Annotated in this window: 14 protein-coding genes; 3 read left to right on the top strand and 11 right to left on the bottom strand. The window is 58.4% G+C overall.

Annotated features, from left to right (window positions below; translation table 11 throughout):
- Positions 1–60 precede the first annotated feature (60 nt).
- From GWR55_RS08580 to GWR55_RS08555, 6 genes are all read right to left on the bottom strand, one after another.
- The gene (locus tag GWR55_RS08580) at positions 61–3,333 is read right to left on the bottom strand and encodes a carboxypeptidase-like regulatory domain-containing protein (RefSeq protein ID WP_238398727.1); all 3,273 of its coding nucleotides are present in this window, start codon (positions 3,331–3,333) and stop codon (positions 61–63) included.
- 148 nt (positions 3,334–3,481) lie between these two features.
- On the bottom strand, positions 3,482–4,573 hold the full coding sequence (locus GWR55_RS08575) for a YeiH family protein (RefSeq protein WP_238398726.1): 1,092 nt from the start codon (positions 4,571–4,573) through the stop codon (positions 3,482–3,484).
- Positions 4,574–5,213: 640 nt separating this feature from the next.
- Entirely contained in the window at positions 5,214–7,064 is a 1,851-nt protein-coding gene (locus GWR55_RS08570) for a phosphoenolpyruvate carboxykinase (GTP) (RefSeq protein ID WP_162401897.1), read from the bottom strand.
- A 184-nt stretch (positions 7,065–7,248) separates the two neighbouring features.
- Entirely contained in the window at positions 7,249–8,304 is a 1,056-nt protein-coding gene (locus tag GWR55_RS08565) for an AI-2E family transporter (protein ID WP_162401896.1), read from the bottom strand.
- Positions 8,305–8,452: 148 nt separating this feature from the next.
- On the bottom strand, positions 8,453–9,532 hold the full coding sequence (locus tag GWR55_RS08560) for an exo-alpha-sialidase (protein ID WP_162401895.1): 1,080 nt from the start codon (positions 9,530–9,532) through the stop codon (positions 8,453–8,455).
- Between the two features lie 206 nt (positions 9,533–9,738).
- A complete protein-coding gene (locus GWR55_RS08555; RefSeq protein ID WP_162401894.1) occupies positions 9,739–10,638 on the bottom strand; it encodes an NmrA family NAD(P)-binding protein in 900 nt (299 codons plus the stop codon).
- Positions 10,639–10,741: 103 nt separating this feature from the next.
- On the opposite strand from GWR55_RS08555, the gene GWR55_RS08550 reads away from it, so the two are divergent.
- Positions 10,742–11,320, top strand: coding sequence for a TetR/AcrR family transcriptional regulator (locus GWR55_RS08550; protein WP_238398725.1), 579 nt, complete (start codon positions 10,742–10,744; stop codon positions 11,318–11,320).
- 143 nt (positions 11,321–11,463) lie between these two features.
- Here the strand turns inward: GWR55_RS08550 and holA are convergent, their stop codons facing one another.
- Together holA and lptE are read right to left on the bottom strand one after the other, a co-directional pair.
- Complete coding sequence (gene holA / locus GWR55_RS08545; protein ID WP_162401892.1) at positions 11,464–12,630, bottom strand: DNA polymerase III subunit delta; 1,167 nt, start codon at positions 12,628–12,630, stop codon at positions 11,464–11,466.
- 121 nt (positions 12,631–12,751) lie between these two features.
- Complete coding sequence (gene lptE, locus GWR55_RS08540; protein ID WP_162401891.1) at positions 12,752–13,270, bottom strand: LptE family protein; 519 nt, start codon at positions 13,268–13,270, stop codon at positions 12,752–12,754.
- Between the two features lie 121 nt (positions 13,271–13,391).
- On the opposite strand from lptE, the gene GWR55_RS08535 reads away from it, so the two are divergent.
- On the top strand, positions 13,392–14,264 hold the full coding sequence (locus GWR55_RS08535) for a manganese catalase family protein (protein ID WP_162401890.1): 873 nt from the start codon (positions 13,392–13,394) through the stop codon (positions 14,262–14,264).
- 113 nt (positions 14,265–14,377) lie between these two features.
- Here GWR55_RS08535 and ftsH read toward each other — a convergent pair whose 3' ends face one another.
- Both ftsH and tilS read right to left on the bottom strand, forming a co-directional pair.
- On the bottom strand, positions 14,378–16,297 hold the full coding sequence (gene ftsH, locus GWR55_RS08530) for an ATP-dependent zinc metalloprotease FtsH (protein WP_162403854.1): 1,920 nt from the start codon (positions 16,295–16,297) through the stop codon (positions 14,378–14,380).
- Between the two features lie 452 nt (positions 16,298–16,749).
- Complete coding sequence (gene tilS / locus GWR55_RS08525) at positions 16,750–17,832, bottom strand: tRNA lysidine(34) synthetase TilS (RefSeq protein ID WP_162401889.1); 1,083 nt, start codon at positions 17,830–17,832, stop codon at positions 16,750–16,752.
- 234 nt (positions 17,833–18,066) lie between these two features.
- Here tilS and GWR55_RS08520 point away from each other — a divergent pair, with 234 nt between their 5' ends.
- The gene (locus GWR55_RS08520) at positions 18,067–18,522 is read left to right on the top strand and encodes a GNAT family N-acetyltransferase (protein ID WP_162401888.1); all 456 of its coding nucleotides are present in this window, start codon (positions 18,067–18,069) and stop codon (positions 18,520–18,522) included.
- Positions 18,523–18,551: 29 nt separating this feature from the next.
- Here GWR55_RS08520 and GWR55_RS08515 read toward each other — a convergent pair whose 3' ends face one another.
- On the bottom strand, positions 18,552–19,343 hold the full coding sequence (locus GWR55_RS08515; RefSeq protein ID WP_162401887.1) for a class I SAM-dependent methyltransferase: 792 nt from the start codon (positions 19,341–19,343) through the stop codon (positions 18,552–18,554).
- Between the last annotated feature and the right edge of the window lie 34 nt (positions 19,344–19,377).

The following is a 19,377-nucleotide window of genomic DNA, read 5'->3' as shown; positions in this document are numbered from 1 at the left end:
AGGCAAAAGACAGGGATTCTTCGCTGCGCTCAGAATGACGATCTTTGAACGGCTGAGGAATTAGAAGAGGACCTTCAGGCCGAACTGGATCTGGCGGGAGGTGGTTGCGGTGGAGGTAATGACTCCCGCCGTGGGGCTGGCCACAACGGCTGCAGTCTGGTTGGCCGGAGTGCCCTGGGTGGGTCCGGAGGTAAAGACGACCGGGTTGGGAGTGGCGAAGTTGGCACGATTGAGCACATTGAAGAATTCGGCGCGGAACTGGGTGCGGATTCTCTCGGTGATCTGCGTGGATTTGAGCAGCGAGAGATCTACATTTGCGAGTCCAGGACCGACGAGGGTATCGCGGCCGAGATTTCCAACGGTTCCGAAGGCGGGCGGCAGAAAGGCGTTTGGGTTGTAGAACTGCTGCGGTGTGCGTGGATAGAGATTGCCGTGAAAGTCAGGGTTGATGTCCGGACGAACGGGGTTGCGCGTATCCCCGGAGCCGGTGGGGTTGTAGCCGAGCTGCGGCGAGAAGGGGAAGCCGGATTGCAAGGTAACGATCGAGCTGAGGGTCCAGCCACTGACGGCCCGATTCGGAAGGCCGCCGAGATTCGCCCCCAGAATATGTCCCTGGCCGAGCGGAAGATCGTAGGTGCCGTTAATCGCAACGAGGTGGCGAATATCGCTTGCAGACCGGCCATAGTCGATATCGGGGTTGGCGGGATACGAGACGAAGGCCGGGGTGTTGGCGCTGACGCTGGTGTTCCAGGCAGAGCCGTTATCGAGGTTCTTTGAGAACGTGTAATTGCCGCGAATCTGCAATCCTCGTGAGAGGTTGCGTCGAACGTCGACGACCAGGCCGTTGTAGTTGCTGATGCCGCGCGAGATCCACGAGGTCGTGTTGGCGACTGCGGGATTGGCCTTGATGGTGGTCGGGTAGTAGATCCTGCCGTTCACGATGATCGCTTCAGGCTCGTTGAGGTCGGCAGATTGGATCTGGTTGTAGCCATGCGAACCGATGTAGCCGAGGGTGAGCGAGGTGTTGGGTGCGATCTGCTGCTCGATGTGCAGGCTCCACGAAAGCACTGTCGGGGTTGCGAGGTCGGTCTGCACGTTGGAAGGAGAGATCAACGTGCCTGACGAGGGCTTCGTGGAAGGCGTGATGTTAAGACTGGAGACGGCGACGTTCGCCAGCGACAAAGTGGTGTTGTAAGGGGCAGCCTGGTCGAGGCGGTAGTTAAGGTTATCGAGCAGGGAATAGTGCATGCCGAATCCGGCACGGATGCTCGTCTTGCCATCTCCGTGAACGTCCCATGCAAGGCCGAGACGCGGCGAAGGCAGGAACTTCGCGCGATTGTCGGTGAGCGGAGATGTCCCAACGAAAGGGTCGGTGTTGATGACGCCGTTGGTGAAGGCGTAATTGGAAGCGCGGCCCTGCGATTCGTTGAAGCCGTTGGTGGATTCGATACGGATGCCGGCTCGCAGCTCGATACGTGGTGTGAGTTTGATGGTGTCTTCGAGGTAGCAAGCTCCCATCCAGGAGCGCCAGCCCAGTTTGGTGGGCGAAGGGACTACGGTGAAGGTTTTCACTGTTCCTTGAAGAAATGTTGTCAGCGAGGCAAATGATGCCTGTCCGAACTGGTTCTGCGCGAGATTGTCGTTGGACTGCAGCCGCTGCAGCCAGCCTCCGGCCTCGATCTGGTGCCGGCCGACCGTCCAGAAGATATGGTCGTCGAAGGTGAACAGGTTGCGCGTGGTTGTGTTATCCGAGCCCACGTTGGCGCCCGCGCCGGTGATCTGCGAGGAGCCGTTCGAGGCCGTAGAGCCAGCGATCACGATCGCTCCCACGGGCTTGCCCGCGACCCATCCGGGGACGTCGGCTCCCCCGAGCGGAGAAGAAGTTCCGAGAAAGAAGAACGAAGCGCGGGAGAAGCCGAAGCGTGCAGTGTTCAGCAGTCGCGGGGAGAAGATGTGCTGCTCCTGAAGGCTGGCAACCTGCTCGCGCAGGGCTTCGTTGATGGAGGCGAAAGGATTCTGCGTTGGTGTATCGGCGACGGAGTCGTCCACCGTGTAAACGCCGAAGAAGAGATCGCGCGAGCCGATGTTGTAGTCGGCGCGGGTGGTTCCGAAGTCTTCGCGGATGTGCTGCATCGGGTTGGAATAGGCGAGCGCAATGCCGGTCTGGTTTCCTTTTGCGTCCAGCAGCGCAGGTCCATTCTGCTCGGGCCAAAGGTTGAGCAGAGGAGCCACTCCGGGCGCGATACCGTAGTTTTTGCGCGGGCCGGAGGGATTTGCAGGATCGGGCAGATAGCCCTGTCGCGCTTGCGTATCGGGGACGAAGGTTACATCAGAGAGACCCAGGTTCTGGCGATAGCCCTCGTAGTTGGCGAAGAGGAAGAGTTTGTCGCGGCGAATGGGGCCGCCGAGCGAGCCGCCGAAGTTATTGCGCTGGAAGCGCGGAATCTCTGCCTGGTCGAAGTAGTTGCGTGCGTCGAGCGCGGAGTTGCGAAGAAACTCGTATGCGGAGCCGTGGAGGTGGTTAGTTCCCGATGCTGTGACGATGGAGATCTGTGCGCCCTGTCGCTTGCCGTAGCTTGCGGAATAGGTGTCGGAGACAACGTTGAACTCGCGCACAGCGTCCACGCCGAGAAGCTGTCCGCTGGTGCCGCCAGGCGTCACGTTAATCAGCGAAGCCCCGGTGTACTCGATGCCATTAAGCAGAAAGAGATTGTCCTGGGGACGGCGGCCGGAGATCGAAAACATGTTGCCGACCGAAGAGTTCGATGTGCCAATGGTGCCGGATCGCTGGCCCGTGTAGTTCACGACCGCGGGATTGAGCGTAATCAACTGGTCATAGCTGCGGCCGTTCAGTGGAAGCTGCTTGATCTGGCGTTCGTCGACGAGTCCCGAGGTTTGCTGGGTGGAGAGGTTCACGATGGAGGGCGTGTCCTCGACCGTGACCTGCGTCTCCACGGCGTCGACCGTCAGGGCGAAGTCGAATTCCTTGCTCTGACCTACTGTCAGTGGAATCCCGGTTCGGCGCTGCGCTGTAAATCCATCATGGTGTACTGAGATGGTGTAGGTGCCGATGGGAACCGAGGGCGCGGAGAAGCGGCCATCCGCACCGGTGACGAGGTTCCTCTCATTGCCAGTCTCGTCGTTATGAATCAGCACGGTTGCATCCGAGAGCGCAGCTCCGCTGGGGTCGGTAATGACGCCGGAGATTGTGCCTCCAACGACCTGCGCGATACCGGAAGAGAGAAGAACGAGAAACAGAGAGAAGAGTGTGGCGAAGCGTATCCCGGCGCGAGAGGCGCGGGATCGGATCGACATATTTAGACGGTCGTACATTGTGGTCTCCAGAAAAGGTGCAGAGAGAATAAGGGACACCTCGAGTAAGGTGTCGGTAAAGATGGGGAGTGTTTAATACGGGAGCACTGGTCCTCGCTTTATTGACAGCGACGACAACAACGATGCAGAGACAGATGGAACAGAGGAGTCATCGCGCAACTCCATGACTGTAGCTCCAGTAGACGAGCCCCAGCGTGATGAGAGCGATGGCAATCTCGCCGAGGATACCGACGATCAGGGGCCGCCATCCCTGCTTGGTAAGATCGCGCAGATCCGTTCTAAGCCCCACACCGGCAAATGCCGGCAGGAAGGCCCACTTGGAGAGATTGGCCAGACTGCTGATCTGACTGTGTGTAAAGAAGCCCGCGGTTGCAAGGATCGACAGCGCGATGAAGCCGAGGATGAACTTCGGAAACTTGCGCCAGAGAAAGACGCCCTTGTGCTGTACATCGGGTGCCATTCCGCGCGAAGACCAGTAGACGGCATACGCCAGCACGACAAAGCCGATAAAGCCGGAGCGCGCCGTCTTAGCGAGAACGGTCCATCGGCCTGCCTCTTCGCCGTAGAGAGCGCCGGTGACCAGCGACTCCGCAGTGTTATCGACGGCGAGACCAGCCCACATTCCATAGCCCTGCTGGCTCATATGCAGAGCGTGACCGATAGCCGGAAAGGTAAAAAGCGCAATGGCGCCCAGAGTCAGGATGGCCGCGATGGCGGTCGAGGTCTCTTCTTCTTCGGCTTCGATGGCGCCGCGCGCAGCCATAATTGCCGTAACCCCGCAAACGCTCGATCCCATGGCAAGCAAAGAGGTCAGCTTGGGAGGCAGCCGGAAGATGCGTCCCAGCAGGTGCATCATCGAGAGCGATAGCGTCAGCTCGACCGCGACCAGGAACAGCGAGAGGCCTCCGATGTGGATGATGTCCTGCAGCAGAAAGCGCGCTCCGACCAGAACGATACCGAGCTTCAGCCAAAGCTCATAGGTTGCGACTCCGATGCGGAAGATAGGCGCTACACCGACGGTGTTGCTGACGGCCAGTCCCAGCAAAATAGCCCACAGAACGTATTCAAGGTGCGGGAAGGGAATTCCGGGATGCGTGGTGCGAAGGACAAGCGAGGTATGTTCGAGGAGCTTACCTAACAGGCCGATGCCAAACAGAAGGCCCACTCCCGGCAGCAGGCGAAAAAATCTCGTGCTGAAGGACGGGGCAGGGGTACTGACGGGCATCGTCTCGACGGACACAAAAGTTCCTTAGAAACCGATGGGGGGAATCAGGTCGAAACGAATGAGCGCCGCCAGCGTGAGCGCAATGGCCACTGCGATCAGATCGATATTGATGCGGCTGCTGGAGATTTGTGGCGCTGCCATAAGATGCCTCGATTCAACGGTGAACTTTGTCTGAGGTTTTGCGCGGGGCAAATGAAAAACCCACGTGCGCGATTCGCTGCTACGTGGGTTCTGAGATCTTCTAAGCCTGATTGTTGATAAGGGTTCAGGCGTGGGAGAGTTCAGCGCAGCAGCAACAGCCGTCCATACAACAAGGACAACAGTTACAGGCCGCGATGTGCATCAATCCCATCAGGTAAAAGGGTAAAAGGTTCCGATGGCTGCGTCAAGGTCTACGGGGCTATATCTTCCAGAAAAAAGGAAACCCACGCAGCGCGGTGGGGGCTGTTGCGTGGGTGTTCCGTTAATCAACGAAGTGGGTGGACTTCGTTATGACCGACTCAACCCGAAGGGAGTCCTGTCACAAAGGTTAAGATAGCGATAATTCTCAGGACCGTCAAGAGCCGGATGTCTTAGATAGCTAAGAATCTTCCGGCTCAATTTCTCTCTGCGGGAGCGTCGCCACAGAACCCGGTTTTTGTGGCCTCTGCAAAAATCACAGCCGGCAGATCAACAGCTCACGCTCATAGATCATCTCGGGGGGAAGGTGATCGTGCAGGGCGATAAAGAGCTCTTCATGCTCCATCACCTCGCGGCGCCAGGCTGTACGGTCAACGCTCTGCAACTCCTCGAACATCTCGCGCCGCCGCTCTTCAGACATCTCAAGCCCCTCCCATCGGATGTCCTCATAGTGCGGGGTCCAGCCGATCGGGGTCTCTTTGCCCTGCGCGCGGCCGCGAACGCGGTCGACGATCCACTTCAGCACACGCATATTCTCGGAAAAACCAGGCCAGAGAAACCGCCCATCCGCATCCTTCCGAAACCAGTTGACGTGGAAGATGCGAGGAGTAGACGACAATGTGCGCTGCATCTTGATCCAGTGCCGGAAGTAGTCGCCCATGTGATATCCGCAGAAGGGCAGCATGGCCATGGGGTCGCGGCGTACCTTGCCCAGAGCGCCGCTTGCAGCCGCAGTCGTCTCGGAGCCCATCGTAGCTCCTGCATAGACACCGCCCGACCAGTTGAAGGCCTGGTAGATCAGTGGAATGGTCGTCGAGCGGCGACCGCCAAAGATGATCGCCGAGATAGGAACACCCTCCGGGGCCTCCCAGTCAGGATCGATCGTCGGGCACTGGCTTGCAGGCGCAGTAAAGCGGCCATTGGGATGAGCGGCCGGTTTCCCCGTCTTTTTCCCGATCTCCGGGGTCCACGGATTTCCCTGCCAGTCCTCGCACTTGGCGGGAGGCGTCTCGGTCATTCCTTCCCACCACACCCCACCGTCCGGCGTCAGCGCAACATTGGTGAAGATCGTATTCTTCGCCAGCGTTGCCATGGCGTTCGGGTTGGTCTTGGCCGAGGTTCCCGGAGCTACGCCAAAAAAGCCAGCCTCAGGGTTGATGGCGCGCAGCCTTCCGGTTGCGTCCGGCTTGATCCAGGCGATGTCATCTCCGACGGTCCAGACCTTCCAGCCTTCGAAGCCCGAAGGCGGAATCATCATGGCGAAGTTCGTCTTCCCGCACGCTGACGGAAAGGCTGCTGCGACATAGGTCTTCTCACGCGTGGGCGATTCCACGCCCAGAATGAGCATATGCTCTGCCATCCACCCCTCGTCGCGGGCGATGTTGGAGGCGATGCGCAGTGCAAAGCACTTCTTTCCCAGCAGGGCGTTGCCGCCGTAACCCGAACCATAGCTCCAGATCTCGCGCGTCTCCGGGAAGTGGACGATGTACTTGGTATCGTTGCAGGGCCAGGGTACGTCCTGCTGGTCCGGTTCAAGCGGTGCGCCGACCGAGTGCATGCAGGGGACGACACGCTTCAAGTCCTTATCGATCTCGGCGAAGACCGGAGCTCCGATCCGCGCCATGATCCGCATATTGACGACCGCATAGGCAGAGTCCGTCAGCTGCACCCCGATCTGAGACATGGGAGAGCCGACGGGCCCCATGGAGAAGGGAAGGACGTACATGGTGCGTCCACGCATGCAGCCGCGGAAGAGCTGCTTGAGCCTGCGCCGCATCACGAACGGGTCTTCCCAGTTGTTCGTCGGACCGGCGTTGTCCTTGGAGAGTGAACAGATAAAGGTGCGGTCTTCGACCCGGGCAACATCGTTCGGCGTCGAGCGCGCATAGAAACATCCCGGCCAAAGCTCCTGGTTCAGCCTGATGAATGTTCCGGCATCGACCAGTTGGCGGCACAACAGGTCGTATTCTTCCTGCGATCCGTCCACCCAGTGGATGGCGTCCGGCTGGGTAAGATCGGCCATCTTTTCGACCCACCGAATCAGGTGTTTGTTCGTCGTAAGGGGCGCAGAAGTTAATACAGCAGTCGAGTTTCTTTCATTTTTCATAGCCCACCAAAGTCTCCAGATAAGCATTCGCCTGCTTGGAGTGACTGTCAACTGAACAGGGGAAACAGAAAGGTGTTCTTCTCCTCGTAAAAACAGCAAAATCAACACTTAAAGGGAGAAGGCAAGTTTTGGGCTGCAGCCGTTCCGGACCGAATACCGTACCCTCTAGAGATCTGTGACCCAACTACGTGGAGGGGAGGCTGCTGCTTTCACTCCTGGTGCGCGACCTCCAGATATCCAGCAGCGTCGCCGCCGCGGTGAAGGCGAGCGGTCCAAGAACGATTCCCGTGATTCCGAATAACGCAATGCCTCCCAGGATGGAAAGCAAAACCGCGACCGTGTGCTGCCGCAGCTGCGGTCCGACCATGATCGGGTACAGAAAATTATCGATCAGGCTGACGATGCCTCCGCCCCAGACGGCCAATCCGGCCGCCTTCAGCCAGTGGCCAGAGAAGCCGAGATAAAACGCGACAGGCACCCAAACCAGAAAGGCTCCGAAAGCTGGAATCATCGCCATGGTTCCGGTCAAAATCGCCCAGAGAAGGGCATTGGGAACTCCGAGGAGCCAGTATGCGAGACCGGCAAGAACGCCCTGCAGCGCGGCGATTGCAAGACGTCCTAGAGCCGTTGCGTAGATGGTGCCCCGCATCCGTTCCAGAAAATCAGAGGCTTCTCTGTCGCTCAGCGGCAGCAGAGATTTTGCAAACCTGCCGGCTATCTCGCGGTCACGATACAGAAAGAAGAGGATGAAAAGCATCGCGACGATCTGCGTAATCGCTCCGATCGATCTTCCAATCAGTGTGGCGAAGTGTTTTCCCAGAAAAGCGGCAGTGGTCTGCGCAGCGTTGTGCAGATCGACATTGTCGGTAATCAGCTCGATCCGATCCGCAAGCAGCGGATGCCTGTCGAAATAATCTGCGATGTGTTGCTGTGTCTGATCGCTCCGCAGGCTGGAGATCAGGTCCGTAATCTGCCTGCCCACATCCTGCGCCAGGAAAAAGATGGGTACAACGATGCTGAGGATTACGAGGATGAGAGTGACGGCTGCTGCCAGGTTCGGTCCGCGTGTCCGTGAAAGCACCCACAGATAAGGCTTCTCGGTCACTACGCCGATGACAATGGCGCCTACCACGGCTACAAAAAACGGCCGTAAGAGCAGGCAGCAAAGGATCAGAACGCCAAGAGTCAGCAGGTATAAGGAGATCTGTCTCCATGAAGGCGCTTCAGGACTTGCGTGCATGAGACCTCGTCGAGATGGCGTGCCGTAAGGCTACTTCTTATGGTGCAACGGCAGAGGTCGAGGTTGCAGGAAAAGTTTGAACTTGTCTTCGCACTGCTTCGGCGAAGCGCTTTGCGCATGCCGAAGCTGACTGAAGATCGTTTCCCTCTTACTTCGGAACTGCTGAAAGAGGAACCTTCGCGAAGCTGATTCGATTTCGATTCCAGGTGTAAGTGGCATAAACCTCGGAATCCCGGCCCTGAATGATGGCGGGGTACGAATATTCTCCAGGCTCGCTCTCCAGCGTGGAAAACATCGTGAAGTGCTCTCCATCCTTGCTGACTGCCAGGTTCAGCGGCGAGCGCCCGCTGGTGGTGTTGTTGTAGATCATTATGATGCGGCCATCGTGTAATCCAACAGCGTCGATGCCGGAGTTTGGATTTGGAAGTTCCAGCGGATGCGCGTCGGTCCAGGTGATGCCCTCGTCGTAAGAGTCCGCCGCACAGATACGCCCGATATCGCGGGTGGACCGCGCATAAAGACGCAGATGCTTCTTGCTGATCTGAACGATCGTGGGCTGAATGATGCCGGTAACGTGTTCGGAGCCTGACTTCAGAGGAGGCTGAACCGGTGCAGGTGAAGGCATGAGGTTATGGGGAACGGTGACCGGTCCGGAGCGGCGCCACGTCTTGCCATTGTCGGTGCTGCGGTCTACCCATACGGCCCACGCCGAGTAGCTCTCGACCGAAGTCCCGCTGACGATCGTGCCGTTGGGCAGAACCAGTGGCTTGTCCTTAATGGGGCCCAGGACGCCGGCGGCAAGATGCTCCGGCCGCGACCAGGTTTTGCCTTGGTCTGCGCTCACCAGTCGTGCCCCCGTCCACTCGCGTGGATTGCGTCCGTACTTGTAGTACAGCCAAAGCCTTCCATCAGGGCTCTCGAACAGCACGGGATTCCAGCAGGGCACATTGGGTTCGCGCACCAGCAGGAAGGGCTCCGACCAGCCCGCAGAAGTTCGCCTCGCACCCCAGATCGCCACATCGCTAGCGCCCTCTTTTGCTCCGCCGAACCAAGCCGCGAGAATGTCGCCGTTCTTCAGCTGTACGAGTGTCGATGCGTGCGCAGAAGGAAACGGCGCCGTGGTGTAGATGAACTCCTTGGTGATGCCCACAGCGGGAGATTCCGCGATGGAAGGTAAGCAGGCAAGCAGGACAAGGCTGAGAGCAGCAACAAAGAGACTTTTTTTCATGATTGATCGAGGATAACTCTCTCTTGAGAGGGAAGGACGGAATTACTCTGCCTGCATTTTGCGGAGGAACTGGATTGTTCGAGAGAATCAGCATAGTGGAAGCGATTCATTTCACCTTCGCTATGAGCGTTTCTCGGTAGTGATCGACATTGCTCGTATGAAACGAAAGGGCGCGGACGTGTGATGGTTGCGCCCGCGCTTGCTAATTAGCTCAAAACGCGTTTGTTTGTGAGAATGAACTCCTCAAGAGTCATGAGTGGATGACCGATGATCTCGGCGCCTGTGCTATCTGTTCCAGCTAAAAGGCCTTCCTGCTGATCGATCCGAACTGCTTCAAAGTGCGCCCGTTTCGCGTTATCGCCTTCCATGCCCAGCAGTTTGAGGAACGCCGGTACCGTCACATGTTCGAAGTCGATCCGCTTGTTGAGAGTCTGCGATAGAACGCCAGCAATCTCCTGATGACTGTACTCGACGGGGCCATGTAGCTGGTACGTGGCGCCAACATGCTTCTCAGGGTGTTCGAGCACTCCAACGATCACCCGTGCAATGTCGCTTGCAGGGATCGGGGCAAATCGGCTCTCCGCGTCGAATGGCGTTGCGTAGCGGCCTTGACGAATGAGATGGGCAATATAGAGCAGCCACTCCGCAAAGAACGTGACTCGTAGATGAACGGTGGGAACGCCGGACCACGTGAAAACCTGCTCTGTGAGCCAATGCTTTGTGGTCGCTGGACTGTGAGCAAAAGGCCGCGATTGCTTCTGCGACATGTTGACGATGAGATCGAGTTTCTTTTCCTTCGCCGCCTGAGCAAAGACGACGGATGCTTCAACAAGACCATCAGCCAGAGGAAAGACGAAGTAAGCGCCCGTGACTCCTTTGATGGCTTTTCTCATGTCGTTGAGATTCAGCATGTCGCCAATCACAACTTCCGCGCCCAGCTCGCGCAGATCCTGTGCACGTTGATCCTCTCTCCTTGCCAAGGCTCGAACCCGGTATCCCTTCTCGCGCAACAGTTTGACCGTAGGCCGCCCTGTGTCCCCGGTCGCCCCTGTTACAAGGAAGAACCTTTCGTTTGTGCTGATTTGAGGTGGCTCGTGATTCTTCATAAAGAGATTCCTTTCATTTGCTCCGTTCAGCGACTTGATGTGTTCTCTTTTAGAGTTCATATGACCTCTAAAAGATGCGACAATGTTAACGAGGTCCTAGTTCATGCGGAAATCGCGATCGGAAGCTGCGGAATCGAGGGCGCGAATCGTGTCCAATGCGTCTCGTCTATTTCTTACAGAAGGCATCTCCTCTGTAGGCACCCGAGAGATCATGTCTGCGTCCGGGATAGCGCAGGGCGGGTTTTACCGCCACTTCGATTCCAAAGAGCAATTGCTGGAGGAGGCCTACCATGAGGTTTTGGCAAATCTCTTCGCAATGTTTGAAGAACGAACCGCCGGGATGTCCCCTCGGGATGCACTGACGACAATCATCACGTTGTATCTCAGCCAGTCGCCTGCTGTCAGTGATGTGGATCTATGTCCTCTGGCAATGCTCGGATCGGAGCTTAAGCGGACAAGCGAGGATGTACGAAGCGTCGCCCTTCTGGGTTATGAGAGATTCGTCCGTCTGCTTGAGAGCCATCTCGCCAAAATGGATAAGCCGCATCCTCGAACGCTAGCCACTGCAATCAGCAGTGCGCTTGTGGGTGCCGTTACGTTGGCAAGTATCGCCTCCCATGAAGCAACGGCCAAACAAATCTTGAAAAGTACCCGTGAGTATGTACTACGCGATATTGCTTGAGCGCTGATGCCTCAATGGAGAATGTGTGCTCTCCAGAGCGCTAGATTTCCTGATGCGTATCAGACTCATTTAGAGAATCATTCTCAGCAAATTGGTAATGCCAAGTCGGCTTCCCGTCAGTGATTGTTCGCACTTCCTGCCCGCTAAAGCTCCATCGCAAATTGAAGAGAAGAATCGTAAGATGCGGTTTTCGGTTCGGCACACAGATCCAGGATCAGCCGCTCCAGAACCAGCAGCTTGTTTGCGGGGGAGCTGCGCAGTTCGAGGTCTGCCCGTGCCACCAGCCGCAGCGCCCGGGTAAGCTCGCGTCGCGACTTGTAGCGGCGGGCCTGACGGATGAGGTCTTCCGCCGCAAACGGAGGCATGCGGAAACCCTGCCACAGGGCTTGCCAGATCGCGCGCGAATCTCGCACATTCTTCTCCACGATGATCATCATCTGGCGAAAGGTGCGAGCCAGCATGTAGAGATGCCCGATGGCCGCATCCTCGCCCCCATCGGAGGCGTTCAGTAATCCGTGCAGCAGCGCAAGCGCCCGTGGCCGATCATGCTGGGAGATCGCATCCGTCAGTTCATAGAGCGAGCGCTGTTTGGCGGCGAGCACCATCGTCTCCACATCGCCCAGCGTGACGCGATTCCTTGCGATCTCTTCGTTGCCTCGCGCTCCTGCATACAGCAACAGCTTTTCGAACTCGCTGGAGATCAGCATCATGTCGGCTCCCAGCGAGTCGGCAAGCTCTCGGGCGGCATCAGGGTCAAATCGGACGCCCCGTAGCTCCGCCGTCTCCGCAATCCAGCGCACGGCGTCGCTCTCGTCGACCCGCGCAAGCTCTACCATCCCGCACCACTCCCCCAAGGTCTCTCGGATACGGTCGTACCGTTCCTTGTCCTGGTAGTCCATGCGGCGCACGTCGGTGGGAATGCGAATGTGATCTGCAACAAACACCAGCAGCGCCTGCGGATTCGGCGACCGGAAGTAGGCTTCGATCGCGGCAAACTCCTCTTTCTTCGATCCGCGGCCATAGAGCTGCTTCAGGTTGCGGATAAAGAGCACCTGGAAGGGCGCCATCAGCGACGGGGTCTGTGCTCGATCGAGCGCCTCAAAGATGCTGGTCTCGGCCAGGTCCAGGTCGTGGAGCGAAAAGTCGCGGGTGCCTTCAGGGATGAGCGTGGAGAGGACAGCGCGGCGGCAGCGGTCGTACAGAAAGATCTCATCGCCGATGAGAACGTAGCCGGGACGCATCGAAGAGGACGAGGCGATCTCGGCTAAAAACCGGTCTGTGGAGGCAAAGCTGCGAAGCGATGAAGGCATGGCGTAAGACGGACCTGTCGAGAGTAAAACCCCACCTCTACTATGACCTTTGGGGGGCATTTCTCCAAATGAATGGCGATCCGGTGTGTATAGATCGCCAAGGGAGAAGAATTGTCGAAGTTCAGAAGGAATTGAGCATATCGCTGACCAGGGTCTGCGCGAAGTCGCGCGACATCCGCGAGATCGCCGGCGATCCTTCCTGGATAAAGGTGTTTACGTCCTGGGTGGACTGATACTGCTCGCGAAACGTAACGGCATCGTTGCGATAAAGCACACTGCCGTCGTGAGCGGTCAACACCACGCTGGCTGTCACCGAGACCAGGTAGCTGGACGACTGGCTTGAATTGGCGTCATAGGTCAGTGGCGTGATGGTCTGGCTGAGGATAGTGCCGCGAAGGATTGCGTCCGCGTCGGTTGCGTCCGTATTCAGAACGCGATACCGCGTGCGGGTGTTCAGCTCCCGTATGACAGCCTGCGTAAAGTCCATCTCCGTGTGGTAGGCCTGCGTGCGTGTAGAAAAGATGGGCACGGCCATCGTTCGAACGTTGGGCGGGATGTGCGTGGCCGACCCGGCGGTGTGATAGCCGCAGCCGGTGAGGAGCGTGGAGAGTGCAAGAGAAAGTGCGAGGCGGAGCTTCATGCGGTTGGTTTTATTGTCGCATCTTGCGAATCCACGATGGCGAACCGCCGAATGGCGAATATTTGGCATCGTAGTGGGAAAGGGCACGTGGGCACGTATATCAGGATGTGAGGTTTTCTCTATGTATCACCACGTCAAAAAGTTGATGTATACCGTCAACATCGGGGAGCCGGATGTACGCTTCGGCAACATGTTGCTGGAACAGTTCGGTGGGGCAAACGGCGAACTGGCTGCAGCGATGCAATACACGATCCAGGGCTGGAACTGCCTGGAAGATATCGGGCGCCGGGATCTTCTGCTGGACATTGGCACTGAGGAGCTTAGTCATCTGGAGGTTGTGGGGGCCTTAATCCGGATGCATCTGAAGCCGCTAAAGACCAACCGCGAGGCCGCCGAGGCGGATCCGCTGGTGACCATCGCCGGGGGAGGGGGCGTAGCGCTCTTCGACTCCATGGGAAATCCGTGGACAGCTACCTACCTGAAGGTCACTGGAGAGCTGGATGTGGACCTTCGCAGCAACATCGCGGCGGAGGCACGAGCGAAGATCGTGTATGAACGCCTGATCGATCATACCGACGATCCGGGCAGCATCGACGCCCTGCAGTTCCTGATGACCCGCGAGATCACTCACATGAAGGCATTCCAGGCAGCGCTGGAGAGCATGGAGAAGCCGCCGTTCTCGATCGGAATGCTGAAGCCAACGCCCGGAATCGTCGACGAGTACTTCAATGGCTCCATGGGCGACGGAAGCGAAGGGGATACCGATATGCGTGGACCCTGGACCACGATGTATGGTCTGCACGTGGTCGATCCGAAGATGGATACCCCCGGCGGCGGCCTCTCCGTCCAGACAATCAACGGCAAGATCGAAGGCGAAGATCGGGGCAAGCAGGACGAAGCCCAGAAAACGACGACTTCTCCCGGAGACCAGGCCATCGGGAAGAAGTCTTCCGGGAAGAGCAAGACGCCTTCCAAGTCGACCAAGCGAGCCTAAGGCTCAAAAATGTAGTAACCATCAAGACTCGCTTTGATGGTTACTACATTTTGCAAGAAAAAAGAGGGGCAGCCGATGTGGCTGCCCCTCTTTTGACGTTGGGTTGAAGTTGGTTATGCAGGAGACGGCTGCCCCTCGTTGAAGCCCGGTTTGCGGCCCGACTCCGGCTTGAGAACCTTCTGGGCTTCGCCGCCCGCACCGGGATCTACGCCAGCGAGAGCGGAGCGCAGTGGAGGCAGCTCTTTGCCTTCGATGATCAGCTTGATCTCGTTGGCATCCAGAGTCTCGCGTTCCAGCAGGGCTCCAGCCAGACGGTGCATGATGTCCTGATTGGTGTTCAGGATGTTGTAGGCCGACTGATAGGCGGTATCGACGAAGACACGAACCTCGGCATCGATCTGGCGGGCAGTCTCGTCGGAGAAGTCGCGGTGCTGTGCGATCTCACGTCCGAGGAAGATCTGCTCCTCCTTCTTGCCGAAGGTCATGGGCCCGAGCTTGGACATGCCGAACTCGCAGACCATCTTGCGGGCGAGGTCGGTGATGCGCTCGATGTCGTTGCCTGCGCCCGTGGTCATCTTGCCCAGGAAAATCTCTTCAGCGCAGCGTCCGCCCATCAGGGTGGCGAGCCGCGTCTCGAGGTACTCCTTGGTGACGGTGTGCTGGTCTTCCTCAGGGAGGTAGACGGTCACACCGAGAGCCATTCCTCGGGGAATGATGGTGACCTTGTGGAGAGGATCGGAGTGCTCGCGCAGGGCGGAGACCAGCGTGTGGCCAGCCTCGTGATACGCAGTCACCTTCTTCTCCTCGTCAGTCAGGAGCATGGACTTACGCTCGGCGCCCATCATCACCTTGTCTTTGGCAACCTCGAAGTCGTACATGTGTACGGCCTTGCGGTTGTATCGGGCGGCGGTGAGGGCGGCCTCGTTGACCATGTTGGCCAAGTCGGCACCGGAGAAGCCCGGGGTCCCACGAGCCAGCACGTTGAGATCAACGTCCTCAGCCATGGGGACCTTCTTGGCGTGTACTTTGAGAACCTCTTCGCGGCCACGGATGTCCGGACGATCGACGATCACGCGACGGTCGAAACGGCCGGGGCGGAGAAGCGCCGGGTCAAGAACGTCGGGCCGATTGGTGGCAGCGACAAGGATGACGCCGTCGTTGGCCTCAAAGCCGTCCATCTCGACCAGGAGCTGGTTGAGGGTCTGCTCGCGCTCGTCATGTCCGCCGCCGAGGCCTGCGCCACGATGACGGCCCACAGCGTCGATCTCGTCGATGAAGATGATGCAGGGGGCATTCTTCTTGCCCTGCTCGAAGAGGTCGCGGACGCGGCTTGCGCCTACGCCGACGAACATCTCTACGAAGTCCGAGCCGGAGATGGAGAAGAAGGGAACATTTGCCTCGCCGGCGACAGCGCGGGCCAGCAGGGTCTTGCCGGTTCCGGGAGGTCCGACGAGCAGAACGCCCTTGGGGATGCGGCCGCCGAGACGCTGGAACTTCTGAGCCTCGCGGAGGAACTCGATGATCTCCTTGAGCTCTTCCTTGGCCTCGTCAACACCGGCAACGTCCTTGAAGGTGATCTTCTTCTGTTGCATGGAAAGCAGGCGGGCGCGCGATTTGCCGAAGCTCATCGCCTTGTTGCCACCGGACTGCATCTGGCGCAGAAGGAAGAACCAGAGACCAAGAAGCAGAGCGAAGGGCGCGAGCTGGATGAGGAAACCAAGCCACGCGTTCGAGTTCTGATCCTTGATACTGATATTGACGCCATGGTCGCGCAGCGTCTTGTACATGTCCGGGTAATTGGCCGGGATCGTGGTGTGGAACTGGGCCTTGTCGTCCTTCCAGTGGCCGGTCACCTCGGAGCCATTGACCATGACATCGGCGACTTTGCCCTGATCAGCGTCATTGAGAAGCTGCGTGAGGCTGATGTTCTTTTCCTGGCCGGAGCCTGTGCCCTTGACGACAAACTGCCACAGAAATACGAGGCAGGTGATCATGAAGACCCAGATCAGAATTTGTTTGACGGTCGAGTTCAAAGCGGTATTCCTCATTTTCCTTGTCTGCGTCGCCGCAATTGCCTGGACGGCTTGTCAGACCCGGCGCCCTTGTGCACGGAGCCTTCAGGGGAGCCTACATCGTTAGACGATAGCAATAAAGGAAGGTTCCATGGAGAGCCGGTTTCACCCGTGCAAACCGTGGTAACGGTCCTACACCGTCAGATGCTTAAGATTCTACTCTGTGGGGCAAAGATTCAAAGCCGGAATAGAGGTTTTCTGCTGGCTTCGCATGGGAAGGTTCTCCGGAGAGTTCGGCCCGGCGCTGGCGTCTGCGGCGCTCCCGCGAAACCGCAGATCCTTCGACTTCGCCCTTCGGGCTTCGCTCAGGAGGACACTTTGTTTTGCGTGGGACGGTGGCGCTGTGATGATGCCATGCGGTGGTGTTCTCCACGGCGCCTCGTCTCGACAGTGCTAAGCCTTTTGTTATGTGTTTACTCGCGGGAAAGCTGGATCTCTCGCGCTGAGCGCTGGGCACGGAGGCCCTGGGCCAGGTGTACGGAGGCGCCGGATCGGGCGGCTACGGTGGGGAGGGTGGCGAAGCCTGCCATCGCGAGCAGGCGAGTGGTCTCGTCGAAGCTGAGCCGGAAGCCGAGCTGGCGGGCGGCGGCTCGCAGGATCCGGCGACGCAGGGCGGGATCGAGGGAGCGGAGACGGTCGATCTCGATCGAGATCGTGGCGCTGCCAGGAGCTGTGGCGACGGATCGGCCTCCCCCGCGGACGGGTTTGCCGGGGAGAAGGACCTGGGGGAGGATGCGGGCGAGCTCGGCCTGCCAGCGGGACTCCTCCTCGCGGGCCAGCTCGGCCAGGTTGGCCAGACTCTGGTCGATGGACGGGTTGAAGGTGCGGAGCTGAGGCATCAGCTCATGGCGGATACGGTTGCGTGTATATGTCGTATCGCTGTTGGTGGAGTCGGTCTGCCAGGGCTGGTTGCGGGCCTTGAGAAAGGACTCAATCTGGGCACGGGTGGTAGAGAGCATCGGCCGGAGGATCTTTCCGGTCCGGGCAGGACTCTGGGTAGAGGAGGCCGAGACTTCGACAGGGACCACCGGGTGAATGCCCGACAAGCCTTCGGTCCAGGCTCCGCGGAGCAGCTTCATCAGGACGGTCTCTGCCTGGTCGTCGAGAGTGTGGGCGGTCAGGACGGAGTCGACGTGGCCGGAGGCGATGAGATTGCGGAAGAAGGCATAGCGGGTCTCGCGGGCGGCTTCTTCGATGGTCTCGCGGTTTTCCGCGGCGCGGGCGGGGACGTCGGCGTGGTGGATGTGCAGGGGAATGTCGTGCTCGAGGCAGAGGTTCCGGACGAAGGCGAGGTCGGCGTCGGATTCGGCGGCATCGCGGATGCCATGGTGGACGTGGGCGGCGGAGAGGCCGACTCCGAGGGAATCGCGGACTGCGGTGTTGGCTTCCTGGAGCGCGAGAAGCAGCGCAACGGAGTCAGCGCCTCCAGAAATCGCGACGCAGATGCGATCGCCGGGGCGGATGTTTTCTCGGCTAAAGGGAAGTGCGTTCGGCATCAACTTTGTATGTTAGCGGCTGCGGGAGATAGATGTTCAACCCTGGACAGGATGGACACGGGAAGAGGGGGAACCGCAGATCCTTCGACTTCGGCTGCGCCTTCGCTCAGGATGACACCTTCCATCTAGAGCGATCTATAAAACGGATGTTTTCGCTGCGGAAGAGCGTGGCTACCTGGGGCATTGCGCGCTCTGCTAACGGCTGTGTAAGCGTATTGTTTTTATACTTGGCAGATGTTTGAGATGAGATTGGCGACAGAGGCAGATGCCGAGCTGATTACGGAACATCGACGCAGGATGTTTGCGGAGATGGGACTCGATGATCCTGAGCGATTGCGTGAGGTGGCTGAGGCATTTCTTCCCTGGGTCAGAGAACGGCTGGGGGATGGCCGGTATCTTGGCTGGCTGGTCGAGAACGAGGGAGCTGTTGTGGGCGGAGGTGGGATGTGGCTGATGGATTTTCCCCCTCACTGGCATGATCCGCAGCCCTTGCGCGCCTATCTCCTGAACTTTTACGTCGTGCCGGAGGCCCGCGGCCAGGGGCTGGCATACCGGCTTCTAAAGGCTGGCGTGGAAGAGGCGCGGGGGCGTGGGATCAAAGTCGTATCGCTGCATGCATCGGCTGCAGGGAGGCCGATCTATGAGAAGTTCGGTTTTGGAGGTACGAGCGAGATGATGCTGAAATTCTGATCTGTCCCCATCGACTTACGGGGACTTGATTACATCGGCAGAGTGATCGATGAGACATCCTGCGAGGCTTTCATCTCTCGTTTGAGCAGGTCGGGGGCGTTTGATTGCTCGTTGTTCGCTCCCTTGCGGATGAGGATGAGATTGTGAAAGAAAGCCATCTCTACAATGTTCCGGTCGAAGTAGCTTGGGGCGTATTGCTCGAGGGGATACTCGACGTGATTCAGGCCATCGGAGAGATTTTTGAAGAAACTCATGGCGGATTGCGGGTTCTTCATCCCTCCTCCCCACCCGGGCCAGTATGAGGTTTGAGTGTCTTCGATGCTGTAGATTCCATTCGGCCGGAGCAGAGGGAAGAGGATGGTGAAGGTAGTGATGATGTGCGCATTGAGGTGGCTGCCGTCATCGATGATGATGTCGAACCCGCCGTACTCGGCCGAAAGGGCACGGAGTGCCTTCTCGTCGGTCTGATCGCACTGGCGTATGTCGATTCGATGCTCGCGGAAATGGGTCTTATCGCATAGGTCGATGCCGACGATTCGACTTTTTGGGAAGTACGTCTTCCACATGCGCAGTGATTCCCCGCCGGCTCCGGAGTCTTCGTAACCTCCGACGCCAATCTCGAGGATATTGAGCGGCTTATTTCTCAGTTCGTGGAAGTAGCGCTGATAGTGTTGGGTGTACCAGTGTTTGCCCCACTTATCGGTGTGGAAGTGAAGAGCGAGCTGGTTGAGATCGTTTCTGTAGACCGTCTTTGCCAGAGGTGCGAGCCTGCGACGCAGTGGGGAGGGGAGTGCCTTCTTAAGATAAGCGTGCAGACTCATACGGCAACCGGACAACCTCGATGGTGAGCAGAAT

Source organism: Edaphobacter sp. 12200R-103, assembly GCF_010093025.1.
Classification (GTDB): domain Bacteria; phylum Acidobacteriota; class Terriglobia; order Terriglobales; family Acidobacteriaceae; genus Edaphobacter.
The sequence above is the reverse complement of the archived record's forward strand: the minus strand, read 5'-3'. Positions and strand labels throughout refer to the sequence as shown.

Coding starts and splice junctions, on each gene's coding strand:
- GWR55_RS08580 (WP_238398727.1), bottom strand. CDS start 3,333: ATGTACGACCGTCTAAATATGTCGATCCGATCCCGCGCCTCTCGCGCC.
- GWR55_RS08570 (WP_162401897.1), bottom strand. CDS start 7,064: ATGAAAAATGAAAGAAACTCGACTGCTGTATTAACTTCTGCGCCCCTT.
- GWR55_RS08565 (WP_162401896.1), bottom strand. CDS start 8,304: ATGCACGCAAGTCCTGAAGCGCCTTCATGGAGACAGATCTCCTTATAC.
- GWR55_RS08560 (WP_162401895.1), bottom strand. CDS start 9,532: ATGAAAAAAAGTCTCTTTGTTGCTGCTCTCAGCCTTGTCCTGCTTGCC.
- GWR55_RS08555 (WP_162401894.1), bottom strand. CDS start 10,638: ATGAAGAATCACGAGCCACCTCAAATCAGCACAAACGAAAGGTTCTTC.
- GWR55_RS08550 (WP_238398725.1), top strand. CDS start 10,742: ATGCGGAAATCGCGATCGGAAGCTGCGGAATCGAGGGCGCGAATCGTG.
- holA (WP_162401892.1), bottom strand. CDS start 12,630: ATGCCTTCATCGCTTCGCAGCTTTGCCTCCACAGACCGGTTTTTAGCC.
- lptE (WP_162401891.1), bottom strand. CDS start 13,270: ATGAAGCTCCGCCTCGCACTTTCTCTTGCACTCTCCACGCTCCTCACC.
- GWR55_RS08535 (WP_162401890.1), top strand. CDS start 13,392: ATGTATCACCACGTCAAAAAGTTGATGTATACCGTCAACATCGGGGAG.
- tilS (WP_162401889.1), bottom strand. CDS start 17,832: ATGCCGAACGCACTTCCCTTTAGCCGAGAAAACATCCGCCCCGGCGAT.
- GWR55_RS08520 (WP_162401888.1), top strand. CDS start 18,067: ATGTTTGAGATGAGATTGGCGACAGAGGCAGATGCCGAGCTGATTACG.
- GWR55_RS08515 (WP_162401887.1), bottom strand. CDS start 19,343: ATGAGTCTGCACGCTTATCTTAAGAAGGCACTCCCCTCCCCACTGCGT.